Genomic DNA, 13,296 nt, shown 5'->3' with positions numbered 1-13,296 from the left:
TGGCCTCGGAAATCAGGGTGAAGATCGAGGAACGTGCTGAAATCGTTGAACACCAGATGCGGCGTCGCATCCTCGGGCTGGCTCAGCTGGCGCCCGGCCATATGGCTGCCGCCGGTAAAGCGCCAGACGGTCATGCCCGCGGCAAGCCCTGCGCGAATGCCGGTCAGACTGTCCTCGATCACCAGACAGCGCGCCGGATCGGCGCCGCAAGCGGCAGCAGCATGCAGGAACAGATCGGGCGCAGGCTTGCCCCGCGCCACCATCGAGGCGGTAAAGAGGCGCGGCCCCACCAAATCGTCAAGCCCGGTCAGCCGCAGCGAATGCTCGGCCCGTTTCGGGCTGGAGGAGGTGGCCACACAGCGCGGCAGCGCCAGCCCATCCAGCGCCGCCCGCACGCCGGGCATCACCTTCAGATCGGTTTCAAACGCCGCCAGCAGCCGGTCACGATAGCGCGCCTCGAATTCGGGCGGCAGGTCCAGCCCGAAGGCATCGCGGATCGCCTGCATCACGGTCGGATAGCTGCGGCCCAGAAAGTTGCGCGACACATAGTCCAGATCGACCTGCACGCCGCGCGCGCCCAGCTCGGCAATCAGCATGGACAGCGAGATGATCTCGCTGTCGATCAACACGCCGTCACAATCGAGGATCACAAGGTCGAACTGGCTGCTCATGCTTTCCTGTAGCCGCATGGCCCCCCCGCTGGCAAGCGCGGCAGCCCCCGCCTCAGTATTCGTCCTCGCGCGGGCCGGATTGCCATTCATGCGCCAGGTTGCCAAAGCGGGTGAAGCGGCCCTCGAAGGAAAGCTCCACCGTGCCGATGGGACCATGGCGCTGCTTGCCCAGGATCACCTCGGCCTTGCCATGCACGCGCTCGGCCTTTTCCAGCCATTCGGCAAAGCGCGGGTCATCTTCCGGCGGCTTGAGGCGTTCGTGATAATATTCATCGCGATAGACGAACATCACCACATCGGCGTCCTGCTCGATCGAGCCGGATTCGCGCAGGTCGCTCAGCTGCGGGCGCTTGTCGTCGCGGCTTTCCACCGTCCGGCTCAGCTGCGACAGCGCGATGACCGGGATGTTCAGCTCCTTGGCGATGGCCTTGAGGCCTTGCGTGATCTCGGAGACTTCCTGCACCCGGTTGGTCTCGCCCCGCCCGGTGCCTTTCAGCAGTTGCAGATAGTCGACCATCAGCACGTCAAGCCCATGCGTGCGCTTCAGGCGACGGGCGCGGGCAGCGACCTGGCTGATCGGCAAGGCGGGCGTGTCGTCGATGTAAAGCGGGCAGGATTCCAGCGATTTCGCGGCTTCGACAAAGCGGCGGAACTCGGTTTCCGTCATGTCGCCCCGACGGATCTGTTCTGAGGGCACCTCGGCGGCCTCGGACAGGATGCGCGCGGCCAATTGCTCGGCGCTCATCTCGAGGCTGAAAAAGCCGACGCAACCGCCCTCCACCGCGCCTTCACTGCCATCATGGGTGCGGCCGCGCTTATAGGCCTTGGCAATGTTGAAGGCGACGTTGGTGGCCAGCGAGGTTTTCCCCATCGAGGGGCGCCCGGCCAGAATGATCAAGTCAGAGGGGTGCAGGCCGCCCATCTTCTTGTCGAGGTCGATCAGGCCGGTCGAAATCCCCGCCAGACCGCCGCCGCGCTGATAGGCGGCATTGGCGCTGTTCACCGCCTCGGTGACGGCCTTGAGGAAGGACTGAAAGCCGCGCTCGGCCACGCCTTGTTCGCCCAGCTTGTAAAGCCGCTGTTCGGCCTCGGTGATCTGCTCGCGCGGCTCGGACGTCAGATCGACCTTGCCCGCCTTGGCCGAAATGTCGCGGCCCAGCTGGATCAGCTCGCGCCGCACCGCCAGATCATAGATCATCTGCGCGAACTCGCGGGCGGCAAAGGCGCTGATCGCGGCCCCTGCAAGGCGCACCAGATAGGCCGGGCCGCCCAGCTCTTTCAGCCCCGCATCATCCTCCAGAAAGGCCTTGAGCGTGACCGGCGAGGCGAGCGCGTTCTTCTGGATGCGCGCGGCGGCGACCTCGAAGATGCGCTGATGCACGGGGTCGAAGAAATGCTCGGCCCGGCACAGCGAGGCGATGCGGTCGTAAATGTCGTTATTGGTCAGGATCGCGCCCAGAAGCTGCTGTTCCGCCTCGATATTGTGGGGCAGCGCCTCGGTGGTGGCACCGGCATCAGCGGGGCCGGGCAAGGGGGCAGGCTTGAGCGCCGTGATCTCGTTCATATGCCTCATGTCCTTCTTGATCCCTGCGGATAGCGCGGGACGGGCCGCGCCGCAATCGGGGAACAACTTGGGGAACAACCCTGTGGACAACCCCGGCCGGGGCGCAGGGTTGGGGGGCACCCCGCCTCAGGCTACCATATCTGGCGAATTTTCAAAGCGGCCCGTGCGGGCGCACGATTCGCCCCTGGCCCAAAGGCACCCCCCGCCAAAGCGGATCGGCGGGGAGTTGCCGATGCCGGATCAGCCCTTGGCGCGGGCCGCTTGCCAGCCGCGCGGATCGTTCAGGAAAGCCTCCACGCCCTCCAGCGTCTCGGAGTCAAAACTGCCTTGGGCGCGGGCCTCGGCCAGCATGTCCCACCAGGTGCAAAGGTGGATCAGCTTTACCCCATGTTCACCCAGACGCGCCTCGGTTTCGGGGAAGATGCCATAGTAGAAGATCACCGCCGTATGGCCGCAGGTCGCGCCGGTGTCGCGGATCGCATCGACAAAAGACAGTTTCGAACCGCCATCGGTGGTCAGGTCTTCCACCAGCAGCACGCGCTGCCCCTCGGTCATGGCGCCCTCGATGCGGGCATTGCGGCCATAGCCCTTGGGCTTCTTGCGCACATAGCTCATCGGCAGGGCCAGACGCTCGGCCACCAGCGCGGCAAAGGGAATGCCCGCCGTCTCGCCGCCCGCAATATTGTCAAACGCCTCGAAGCCCGCCTCGCGCATCACGGTGACGGCCAGAAAATCCATCAGGGTCGAACGGATGCGCGGATAGGAGATCAGCTTGCGGCAGTCGATATAGGTCGGCGAGGGCAGGCCGGAGGCCAGCGTGAAGGGCTCGCGCGCATTGAAATGCACCGCGCCGATTTCCAGAAAGGCGCGGGCGGTCAGACGGGCGATTTCTTCTTTCGGCGGGAAGGTGGTGGGGATCATCGGATCAATCCTTGTGCGGTGCGTTTCATCTTGGCTCAAATATCCCCGCCGGAGGCTCCCACGGCGGGGGCAGGACGCTCCGCGGGGGATACTTAGACCAAGATGAAAGCGGTGTTCCTGAGGCTCAGGCTTCCACGGTCCAATGCAGGGGGAAGCCGGGGTTGAAGACGGTGACGGGGCCTGCCTCGGTATAGATTTTCTCCGGGAAGGCATGCGGGGCCTCGTGTTTCACCAGACGGATGGTGCCTTCGTTGACCGGCAGGCGGTAGAAGGCCGGGCCATTGAGCGAGGTGAAGGCCTCCAGCCGGTCCAGCGCGCCCTCCTCCTCGAAGACATGGGCAAGGCAGGACATGGTGTTGGTGGCGGTGAAGCAGCCCGCGCAGCCGCAGGCATGTTCTTTCAGCGCATCCACATGCGGCGCGGAATCGGTGCCGAGGAAATAGCAGCCCTCGCCGCTGGTCGCGGCCTTGCGGAGCGCAAGCCGGTGCTTTTCGCGCTTGGCCACGGGCAGGCAGTAGTAATGCGGCTTGATGCCACCCGCGAGGATGTGGTTGCGGTTGATGATCAGGTGATGCGTCGTGATCGTCGCGCCCAGATCGGGGCCGCCTGTGCGGGCATAGGCCACGCCTTCCTCGGTGGTGATATGTTCCATCACCACGCGCAGGCCCGGCGTCGCGCGGCGCAGCGGGTCCAGCACGGTGTCGATGAACACGGCCTCTCGGTCGAAGATGTCGACCTCATGGGTGGTCACCTCGCCATGCACGCAGAGCGGCAGGCCGATCTCGGCCATGGTGTCCAGCACGGCGCGGACATTTTCAAAATTGCGCACCCCGCCATGGCTGTTGGTGGTGGCGCCCGCCGGATAAAGTTTCACGGCCTTCACCAGCCCGCTGGCATGGGCGGCGCGCACATCTGCCGGGTCGGTGCCCTCGGTCAGATACAGCACCATCAGCGGCTCGAAGCTGGCGCCTTCGGGCAGGGCGGCAAGGATGCGGTCGCGGTAGGCGGCGGCCTGATCGCCGGTCACCACCGGCGGCACCAGATTGGGCATGATGATCGCGCGGCCAAAATGGCGGGCGGTTTCGGGCAGGACACCCTTCAGCATCGCGCCATCGCGCAGATGCAGGTGCCAATCGTCGGGGCGGCGAAGCGTGAGGCTCTGGGTCATGGGCAGGCCCTAGCGCAAGGGGGGCCGATTTTCCAGCGGATTTTCGGCTGGATCGTCCGGGTCGGGCGGCTTAGGCTGACGGGCAGGGCCGCCAGCGATGGGGCGGCACGGCTTTTTGAGACGGAGAAATAGATGCGGGAAATTTGGATGCTGGCGCCGGCGCTGGCCTTGGCCCTGGGTGCTGCCGCGCCGGCTTTTGCGCAAGAGGTGGATTGCGCCAATGCCATGGCGCAGATGGAGATGACCTTTTGCGCCGAACAGGACTGGCAGCGCGCCGACCGCGACCTGAACGATGCCTACAAGGCCGCGATGGCGCAGATGAAATCGGTGGATGCCGCATTGCCGAAAGACCAGCAGGGCGCGGCGGGCCATCTGAAGGCGGCGCAGCGCGCCTGGGTCACCTTCCGCGACGAGGCCTGCGCCGCAGAGGGCTATCTGATGCATGGCGGCAGCGCCGAGCCGATGGTGATCTATGGCTGCCGTGCCAGCCTCACGCGGGAGCGCGCGGCAGGGCTGTGGCAACTGGCCGGGCAGGGCGAGTAACGCTGAAAGGCGCGCCTCAGGCCGTGGGCTCCGAAGCGCTTTCCCGGGCGATCTGCGCCTCCAGCTCTGCCTGACGGCGGCGGAAGCGCGGCGCCTGCACCCGCGCATTGACCGAGCGGCAAAGGCCAAGCGCCCGGCGCCATTGGCTTTTGCCTTCCAGATGGTTCAGCAGGGTCTTGAGCCAGGGGCCATAGACCCGGCGGCGGCGCCACAGCGCCGAGAACAGCCGGGCATCGAGCTTGCCTTCGGTTGCGGCCTCCAGCAGCGGGCCCAGCAGGCCCATGGAAGTCAGCGCCGCATCGGGGCGCGGGCCGAGGAAGGGCGCGCGCAGCGGGGTGACATAGGGTTTGGTGAACAGCGCGGCATGCATGGCATCCTCGACCTCGCGCGGGTCATGCAGGATGAACACCTGACCGGCGCCCTCGATCATGTCGGGGGCATAGCCGAAACGGTCGGTGAAGCCGAGCTTGCGTGCGGCCAGATGGCGGCGATCCCAGCCTGCGACGGCGGGGGCAAGCGTCGCGCGCGGCGCCAGTGCCAGCACGGTCGCACCGGGTGCCGCCACCGAGAAGGCGCAGGCGGCATAGCCGCCCATCCCGGCGCCAAAGAACACCACGCGGTCGAAATCCTCGAAAAACGCGTCGTCGATCAGCCGGTCGAAATAGCGATACACCGCCGGGTCGCGGAACCAGGTCTCGCCATCGGCGATCAGCGTCAGGCTGGACCAGCCATGCGCCGCCGCCACCGAGACGGCAAAGGGCATCTGGCCGGGGCGGGCGCGCACCTGATCGACCGTCTCGAAAGACACGATCAGCACCGGGCCCTCATCGGTGAACAGCGCATGGTGATGCGCCCCCACCGGATCGAAATAGCCCTCTTCGTCGCAAATCTCTTCCAGCCGGGCCCGCCAGGAGGCCAGATCGGTCGCCATGGACGCATCATAGCGTGCGGGCAGGGTATGGGAACTGGAACTGCTGGACATGGGACTTCCGGTGGCTTTCGGCTTCATGAAACCGGGTATCGCAGTGTCGCGTGTCGAAAGCGGGCAGACAAGGGGGCAGTGCCGGGGCAGGGTTGAAACAATGGCCTTTCATTGTTTCCCGCCCGCCCTGTCGGCGCCCCCTCCTGACCGCCGCGCCCGAAGGCGCGGAACGGTTCAGGCCAAGGCCGCCTTGGAGGCGCTGCGCCCGGCCTTGCGCGGCGGCTTTGCCGCAGGCAGGGCGGCGGCGGTTTCAGCGCCGGACAGAGCCAAAGCAGCAGGCGCCGCCTTGGTTTTCGCCGTTTTCGCGGCCTTTTTCGCCGCCTTGGCGCGGTGCGGCGCCTCCGTGGCGGCGGGCGCGTCTTCCTCCGGATCGTCGGCGGCGTCCGGCACATCCAGATCGCCCTGATAGGCGGCCATCGCCTCTGCCGGGGCGGCCTCCTCGCTGGACATGCGGCTGCGATGCGCCTCGATCTGGGTAATCATTTCGGCGAAATCGGGGCTGGCATGCAATTCCGCCACTTTCGAGCGATGCCAGCGCACGGCGCGGTGATGCAGCGTGTTCAGGCGGCGATCCGACAGCAACTCCTCCATCCAGCGCGCCACTTCGGCATCATAGCGCCGGATCAGATCGCAGCGTTCCTCGTTGGTGTCGTTGAAGGCCCAATAGCGGTAGCCCATCTTGTCATTCACATGGTTCACCTTGCCACGCGCCGATTTGACCAGAAAACTGTCCATCGAGCGCAATTGGTAATGGTTCACCTGCGCGCGGCTGTAATCGGCCTGCACCAGCAGCTTCTGATGCGCCTCCTGCACCGGCACGCCGCCCGGCAGTTCCACCCGCAGGGCATGGCCCAGTTCGGGGCGCGGCAAGGGCACATGCACGCCGACGCGCGAGATCATCTTTTCGCGCAGCAATTCGCCCCGGAACAGCGATTTCGGAAAGGCGAAAGGATAGGCGCGCGGCCCGCTGGCGGCATTGGCCATGGGGAATTGCTGCGTGATCAGCCCCTCGCGGTAATCCTTCTGGCCATTGGTGCCAAAGCGCCGCCACGGCACCGAGATCGCCTCCACGCCATCACTGCCCGCCGCCGTCAGCGCCCGCACCGAGCCATCGCCGATATGCGAGGCCAGAAATTCGTCGGCATCGCAGACATAGATCCAGTCGGAGGATTTCACCTCGCGGTAGCGCGCGCCCTGTTTCAGCGCGCGGCGCTGGATGGATTGCGTGGGCCGATACAGCGTCTTGTGATGGATCGCGAGGCCCATCTTGGACAGCCGCACCACCATGTCGGTGGTCGGGTCTTCGCAATCATTGGTGCAGATCAGAAAGCGGTCAAAGCCAAGCGCCTTGTGATGGGCGAACCATTCCAGCAGGAAGGCGCCTTCGTTCTTCATCGTGGTCAGGACGGTATAGGTCTCGGCCATGGGTCAATGCTCCGCTTCGCCGGTAAATTCGACGGTAAAGAAAAAATCGGGGGGCAGGTCGCGCTCATGCAGGTCGGGGGGGATGACCCCCGGCCCGGCCATGAACACCGCCGACCCGAACACATGCTGCATGCGGCACAGTTTCTCCATGCGCGCACCAGTCAGCTCGGCGTAGAAGTTGCGATAGTTTTCGGTTTGCATCAGCGCGGCGATCTTGTCGCGGTGACAGGTCACCGAAAACTCATGCGCGGCGCGGATTTCGGGGTCGGCCAGCAGCCGGTCAAACTCGGCCTGCGCTGCCGGGATCATCCGCTGGATCGAGCGGTCCTCGTCGATATTGTGATTCATGCGGAACCAGTAGTTCAGGCCCTGATCGCGATCGACATGGTTCACGCGGCCCCGGTCGCGCTTTACCAGAAAGCTCTCGGCGCTGCGCACGGCATAGTGATTCAGCTGCACCCAGTCATAGCCATAGGTCTCGGTGGTGGAACGCCAGGCGTTGCGATAGGCCTCTTTCGGCATCGGGCGGCCCGAGCCGTTCAGCCAGCGCACCTGATCCCACAGGTCGGGGCGCAGGCCCTTGGGGCGGTGGACGCCCAGCTTCTTGTAGATGTCGATATTGCGGAACAGCGTCTTGAAGCCCCAGGCCTGATGCGGCTTGCGCACCAGCTCGGGCGCGCAGCGGGTGAACTGGTCGATGAGAAAGCGGTCCTCATAGCCATGCACCTCGGAATTGCCGAACAGCCGCCAGGTGAGCGAGATCATATTGGCCTCGCCCATGGCCTCATAGAGCGCCTTGAGCGTGCCATCACCGACCTTGATGTCGATGAATTCATCCACATCCATGCAGATGCCCCAGCCGCAATTCTGCATGATCGGCTCATTCTCGGCGGCTTGCAGCGCGGCGTGCTGCGGCTTCAGCTCGCCGCCGGGCACATAGGGGTTCAGGCGGTGCTGGACGATGCCCTTCTGGGTCAGCAGCTCCAGCATCGTGTCGGTGCCATCGCTGCAATCATTGGTGTAGATCAGGAAATCATCCACCCCGATGGCGCGGTGATAGGCCAGCCATTCGAGGATGAAGGGGCCTTCATTCTTCATGGTGGTGACGATGGCGGTGCGGCCGGCCTGCGTCGCGGGGCCGGGCTGCGCCTTGGGCTTCGAGACCGGCGGGCGCACGGGGCGGTGGTTGAAGGCCTCACCCGCCAGCCGCAGCAGCGACGGGTCTTCGATCAGCGCCGATTTCGGGGCCAACTCGCCGGGGTTGCGGCCCGGCACGCGCAGCGCCATGGCGCGGTAGAAATGCGCCACGCCGCCCTCGTCGGGCTTGGCATAGGCCACGCGCACCATGCGCCAGGTGTTTTCCAGTCCGGCCTTCACCGGCGCCACCCCCCAGCGGGCAATGCCGCGCCGATGGTCGAACTGGCGGCAGACGTGATCGCCAAACCCCTCGGCCTGACCGGGGCGGATGCGCCAGGGATAGATGCGATGCCCCACCAACAGCGTGACCCCCGCAGGCGCCGCCACGCAAAGGTCAAAGGCATGGGGCTGGCCGGGGTCGACCGGCGCGAGGATGTCGCAAGGGTCCAGCGTCAGCACCGCGCGCGCCGCGCGCAGAAAGCGCCATTTGACCGCCTCATAGATCAGCCCCTCGCCCAAAGGCGCCAGCCACGGATCAGGCGCGGGCTGCGCCATGCGGTCCTTGCCCGGCGCATCGGGGGCCATGAAAGGGTGGGTTTCCGGCAGGCTGTCCGGCTTGCCCAGCGGCAGCGGGCTGTCCAGCAGCACGACCGTCAGGCCGGTGCCGGTCAGCAGATGGTCCAGCCGCGCGGCAAAGCCCGGACCGGTGCCGCCCTCGGCCCGGTTCACGAACAGCGCCGCCTCGGCGCCATGATGGCGGGCGTGATAGCGCAGGCCCTCGGCGATCTGGTCGGGCGTTTCGGCATAGCGAAAGCCGAACAGGGTGTTCTTCCCGGCAAACAGGGCGGTTTCGGCCTCGGGCGCCGCGATCTCCAGCACGCCGCCGCCCTGCAAGGCCAATCGCAGCGGCCCGCCCCCCTCGTGACGCACCACCGCCAGCAGCGCCCCCGAGACCCCGCGCAGCTCCAGCGGCAAGGCGCAGCCCGGCGCGCCATCGGGATGCAGCGCCCCCGCTGCCACCCCGTTGCCAAAGGTGACATGCGCCCGCCCGTCCTGCACGCAGGCATCCAAGAGCAGAGGCAGCGCCGCAATCCCGGTTTTCCGCGCGCCCAGCCCACGGCACAGCACCCGACCTGTCGTCGGGCGGGGGGCGAACGCGGGCAGGGCGGAGGGGTCTTGCGGCATGGGTCTGGGCGGCTCGGTTACTGGTGATCACAATCGCGGCCAGTATCGTTACCACGATGGCAACAATGGGGCAAAGCCTTGCCCCGGCCCAATTTTGCGGGATTTCCCGTGAAACCTGTGCCTTTTGCGTCAATTTCCCGAAGTCTCGCCGCCAAAATACGGAAAATGCCGCCGAGGCCCGGGCTTCCCCGTTGGCAATCCTGCGGGATTTCGACACAATGTTGCGCAAATATAACCAATCGGGCGCCCCGTCGGGGCTCAGCCGGTGTGAATGTGGGCAGTCATATGGTGCGGGTACGCGAGGCGGGGACGTTGTGGATTGGCGGGGCGCTCAGCTGGATGGAGCAGCTCTGCCTGAAATCCTTCGTGGACAAGGGGCAGAAAATCACCCTGTTCCACTATGAAGACATCCCGAACGTGCCCGAAGGGGTGATCCTGCGCGACGGGCGCGAGATCCTCGATACGGATGACTTCATCAAATACGAACAGAAAGACAGTTTCGCGCTGTTTGCCGACCTGTTCCGCCTGCATATGATTCGGCACTGCCCCGGCATGATCTGGGTGGACACCGATGTGTATTGCTTCCAGCCGATGACCTATGACAGCGATTATGTGCTGGGCTTCGAGCTGCCGGGCCGGGTGCGGGTGAACAATGCCGTGCTGGGCCTGCCCGCCGACAGCCCGGTGCTGGCCGCCATGCTGGCCTTCACCGAAAACCGCTATGCCATCCCGCCCTTCCTGAAAGGCGAGGCGCAGGAAGAGATGCGCGCCGCCGCCGAGGCCGGCAGCCCGGTGCATGTCAGCCAGCAGCCCTGGGGGGTCTGGGGGCCGCTGCTGATCACGCATTTCATCAAGAAATTCAACCTGCTGGATCAGGTGCAGCCGCTGCATGCCTTCTATCCCGTGCCCTACCCGGACCGGATGCAGTTCATGCGGCGCGCGGGCGTGGTGGATCTGGCGGTGAAGCCCATCACCACCGCGCTGCATGTCTGGGCCTCGAACAAGCGCGAGATCGGCCTGCGCCATAACGGCCTGCCGCCGGTCGGCAGCTGGTTCGACCGTGCCTGCCGCGACCATGGCATCAAGGCTGCGCTGGCCCCGATCAAGGGGCGCGGGCGCAACCAGTTCGAGGCGGCCCTGCTGGAGCCTTTGGGCACGGCGCCGGTCGAGGTCTTTGCCGATATTGGCGGCACGGCGCAAACTCTGGCCGTGACGCTGGCGCTGCGCGACGACTGCGAGGTGCTGCTGGTCGATCTGGATCACAAGGGCGGCTGGTGCGCCACGCCCTCGGCTTGGGTCGAACCCTATCGCCGCTTCCTGATCGACAACGGTATCGAGGCTGACCGCATCCGCCATGTTGGCGAGGCGGGGGGGCTGATCGGCTGCGATGTGATCGCCAATCTCTCGGGCTTTGGCGATGTGAACAAGGTGGCGCATCTGACCCCGGTGATGGAGCGCGCGCTGAAACCTGGCACGCGGATGGTGACCGACATCCGCAAAGGCTCGGGCGCCTATCCCTTCCTGAACCGCTACGGCGCCTGCGAGACGCTCTCCACAAGGCAGGTGGATGATGTGCCAGTGGTGCGGGCGCTGTTCCGCCCCTCGGAACAGGCGGCAGCCGAGGCCGAGGCCCGCGCCGCCATCGCCCCCGAACCCGAGGCCTGGGCCGAGCTGGCAGCCCAGCTGGCCGGGCCGGAGGGCTGGGTGCGCGACAGCGGCACGCATTCCTTCCTCTACGTGCCGCGCGGCTCGGATACGCTGGTGGTGACCTTCGACAATCTCGATATCGCCATGACCAAACGCGAGGATCGCCGCCCCTGGGGCTATGGGTTCATCGAGAAACAGGGCTGGGACATGCTGGGCTGCATGGCAAACGGCTGGACCTGGTATCGCGATGCCTGGGTGCATGATCAGTTCGACGATCTGGCGACCAGCGATTTCTTCGACCGCTACAAGCGGGTGGTGTTCTATGGCGCCTCGATGGGCGGCTATGCGGCCTGCGCCTTTGTCGCGGCCTGCCCCGGTGCCGATGTGGTGGCGATCAGCCCGCAATCCACGCTGGATAAACAGATCGTGCCCTGGGAAACCCGCTATCAGACCGCATGGGACCGCGATTTCAGCGGCCCCTACGGCGATGCGGCCCAGGTCTCGGGCGCGGCGGGCAAGGTGATCCTGCTTTATGATCCCTATGAGCCGCTGGATAGCGGCCATGCCGACCGCTTCACCGGCGCCAATGTGCTGAAACTGCGCGCGCCGCTGATGGGGCACCGGCTGGGCTCCAGCTTGCAACAGATGGGCGTGCTGGGCACCATCACCACCAGCGCCCTGAACGGCACCCTGACCGAGGCCGAATTCTACCGCCTGCTGCGCGCCCGCAAGGATTTTGGCCGCTATCAGAAAGAGCTGTTCAAGAAGGCCCTCGACCGCGGCCGCCCGGATCTGGCACGCCGGATTGGCCGCTATGTGCTGACGCGCGGCGGCAATCGCTATATCCGCAAGAGCTTGGCCGAGATGGACAAGGTGGAGGCGTGAGACAGAAGGGGGGCTGTCTGCCCCCCACGGCGCGTTTCGCGCCTTCCCCCCGAGGATATTTTTGAACAGAAAATGAAAGTAGAGCAACACCGCTGCATTTTCTGTTCGAAAATATCCTCAGGGGGTGAATTGAGCCGCAGGCTCAAGAGGGGGCGCGAGCGCCCCCTTTCTTTGGCGGGCCATGTGCGGCTCACGCGCGCGTTGCGGGAATGTGATGTGCAATCCCGCACAGACTTTGTTGGAACATGTGGAGTTGTGCGAGGTCTGCCCCACGGGCATCTTGCGCCAGTCGCAGCCCTGGCTGCATCCCCTTGGCCCAACAGGAGTTTTGCCTTGATCCGTCTTGCCCCGCTTTCGCTGATTGCCGCCCTGACCGCCGCCCCGGCCTTCGCCGCGCCCGAGGCCTATGTGCTGGACCCCTCGCACAGCCAGATCGTGTTCAGCTACAATCACCTCGGTTTCTCGACCAGCTATGGCATGTTCTCGGGCTTTGAGGGCAAGATCAGCTTCGACGCCGAGGCCCCGGCCTCGTCTTCGGTCGAAGTGGCTTTCCCGGTGAAAACCATGCTGACCGGCTGGCAGGCGCGGTTTGACCACTTCATGACGCCCGATTTCTTTGGCGCCAATGCCGACAGCGACGTGACCTTCAAATCCACCGCCATCGAAGTGACCGGCGAGAAGACCGCCAAGATCACCGGCGATCTGACCCTGAACGGCGTGACCAAGCCGGTGGTGCTGGATGCGGCGCTGACGCAGGCGATGGAACACCCGATGGAGAAAAAGCCGTGGCTGGGCTTCACCGGCACCACCGTGCTGAAGCGCACCGATTTCAACCTCGGCCAGTTCGCGCCCTATGTCAGCGATGAAGTGACGGTGCAGATCTCGATCGAGGCCTCCAAGGCCGAGTGATCTGAGCCGCCAATTGCGGAACCGCAAAGCCGGGGGCATCACGCCTCCGGCTTTTTGCTTTGGCGCGCGCATGAAAAAGGCCGGGAGCGCGCCCCCGGCCTTTTATCTGAGTGATTTCGCCTCAGCCCTTGCGCTCTGCGGTGAGGTTCACGTTCACCTGCACCGGAAAGCCCACCGAGCTTTCATCCGCATAGCCAGCCCCCATGCCGAAGGCGCGGCGGTCCAGTGTGGTGCTGCCCTGCATCGTGGCGGTGGTGCC

At 65.5% G+C, this 13,296-nt stretch carries 10 protein-coding genes; 3 read left to right on the top strand and 7 right to left on the bottom strand.

What is annotated here, in order from left to right:
- From JNN06_RS17435 to pyrC, 4 genes are all read right to left on the bottom strand, one after another.
- Positions 1-671 (bottom strand): HAD family hydrolase (locus JNN06_RS17435; protein WP_291240861.1); only part of this gene is annotated, 671 nt, incomplete at its 3' end.
- 52 nt (positions 672-723) lie between these two features.
- Positions 724-2,235: a replicative DNA helicase gene (locus JNN06_RS17430; protein WP_291240860.1), complete on the bottom strand. Its 1,512-nt coding sequence runs from the start codon at positions 2,233-2,235 to the stop codon at positions 724-726.
- A gap of 240 nt (positions 2,236-2,475) precedes the next feature.
- The gene (locus tag JNN06_RS17425; RefSeq protein WP_291240859.1) at positions 2,476-3,156 is read right to left on the bottom strand and encodes an orotate phosphoribosyltransferase; all 681 of its coding nucleotides are present in this window, start codon (positions 3,154-3,156) and stop codon (positions 2,476-2,478) included.
- A 124-nt stretch (positions 3,157-3,280) separates the two neighbouring features.
- Positions 3,281-4,324 (bottom strand): dihydroorotase, encoded by a 1,044-nt coding sequence (gene pyrC / locus JNN06_RS17420; RefSeq protein ID WP_291240858.1) that lies wholly within the window; start codon positions 4,322-4,324, stop codon positions 3,281-3,283.
- A 132-nt stretch (positions 4,325-4,456) separates the two neighbouring features.
- Here pyrC and JNN06_RS17415 point away from each other — a divergent pair, with 132 nt between their 5' ends.
- Positions 4,457-4,867 carry a lysozyme inhibitor LprI family protein gene (locus tag JNN06_RS17415; RefSeq protein WP_291240857.1) on the top strand — a complete coding sequence of 137 codons (411 nt, stop codon included), beginning with the start codon at positions 4,457-4,459 and terminating at the stop codon, positions 4,865-4,867.
- Between the two features lie 16 nt (positions 4,868-4,883).
- Here the strand turns inward: JNN06_RS17415 and JNN06_RS17410 are convergent, their stop codons facing one another.
- The 3 genes from JNN06_RS17410 to JNN06_RS17400 all read right to left on the bottom strand — a co-directional run bounded on the left by JNN06_RS17410 (position 4,884) and on the right by JNN06_RS17400 (position 9,596).
- The gene (locus JNN06_RS17410) at positions 4,884-5,849 is read right to left on the bottom strand and encodes a hypothetical protein (RefSeq protein WP_291240856.1); all 966 of its coding nucleotides are present in this window, start codon (positions 5,847-5,849) and stop codon (positions 4,884-4,886) included.
- 174 nt (positions 5,850-6,023) lie between these two features.
- Complete coding sequence (locus tag JNN06_RS17405) at positions 6,024-7,274, bottom strand: glycosyltransferase family 2 protein (RefSeq protein ID WP_291240855.1); 1,251 nt, start codon at positions 7,272-7,274, stop codon at positions 6,024-6,026.
- A gap of 3 nt (positions 7,275-7,277) precedes the next feature.
- Positions 7,278-9,596 (bottom strand): glycosyltransferase family 2 protein, encoded by a 2,319-nt coding sequence (locus JNN06_RS17400; protein ID WP_291240854.1) that lies wholly within the window; start codon positions 9,594-9,596, stop codon positions 7,278-7,280.
- A gap of 285 nt (positions 9,597-9,881) precedes the next feature.
- On the opposite strand from JNN06_RS17400, the gene JNN06_RS17395 reads away from it, so the two are divergent.
- Both JNN06_RS17395 and JNN06_RS17390 read left to right on the top strand, forming a co-directional pair.
- Positions 9,882-12,128: a hypothetical protein gene (locus JNN06_RS17395; RefSeq protein WP_291240853.1), complete on the top strand. Its 2,247-nt coding sequence runs from the start codon at positions 9,882-9,884 to the stop codon at positions 12,126-12,128.
- A gap of 336 nt (positions 12,129-12,464) precedes the next feature.
- Positions 12,465-13,037, top strand: a complete 573-nt coding sequence (locus JNN06_RS17390; protein WP_291240862.1) for a YceI family protein — start codon at positions 12,465-12,467, stop codon at positions 13,035-13,037.
- Positions 13,038-13,296: the final 259 nt, after the last annotated feature.

Origin of the sequence: Gemmobacter sp., from assembly GCF_016792925.1 — a bacterium.
GTDB lineage: Bacteria > Pseudomonadota > Alphaproteobacteria > Rhodobacterales > Rhodobacteraceae > Gemmobacter.
Note: the sequence above shows the minus strand (reverse complement) of the source record. Positions and strands in the feature narration are given on the sequence as shown.

Bases quoted from the DNA above. Each gene is read 5' to 3' on its own strand.
- JNN06_RS17430 (WP_291240860.1), bottom strand. From the start codon at position 2,235: ATGAACGAGATCACGGCGCTCAAGCCTGCCCCCTTGCCCGGCCCCGCT.
- JNN06_RS17425 (WP_291240859.1), bottom strand. From the start codon at position 3,156: ATGATCCCCACCACCTTCCCGCCGAAAGAAGAAATCGCCCGTCTGACC.
- pyrC (WP_291240858.1), bottom strand. From the start codon at position 4,324: ATGACCCAGAGCCTCACGCTTCGCCGCCCCGACGATTGGCACCTGCAT.
- JNN06_RS17415 (WP_291240857.1), top strand. From the start codon at position 4,457: ATGCGGGAAATTTGGATGCTGGCGCCGGCGCTGGCCTTGGCCCTGGGT.
- JNN06_RS17410 (WP_291240856.1), bottom strand. From the start codon at position 5,849: ATGTCCAGCAGTTCCAGTTCCCATACCCTGCCCGCACGCTATGATGCG.
- JNN06_RS17405 (WP_291240855.1), bottom strand. From the start codon at position 7,274: ATGGCCGAGACCTATACCGTCCTGACCACGATGAAGAACGAAGGCGCC.
- JNN06_RS17400 (WP_291240854.1), bottom strand. From the start codon at position 9,596: ATGCCGCAAGACCCCTCCGCCCTGCCCGCGTTCGCCCCCCGCCCGACG.
- JNN06_RS17395 (WP_291240853.1), top strand. From the start codon at position 9,882: ATGGTGCGGGTACGCGAGGCGGGGACGTTGTGGATTGGCGGGGCGCTC.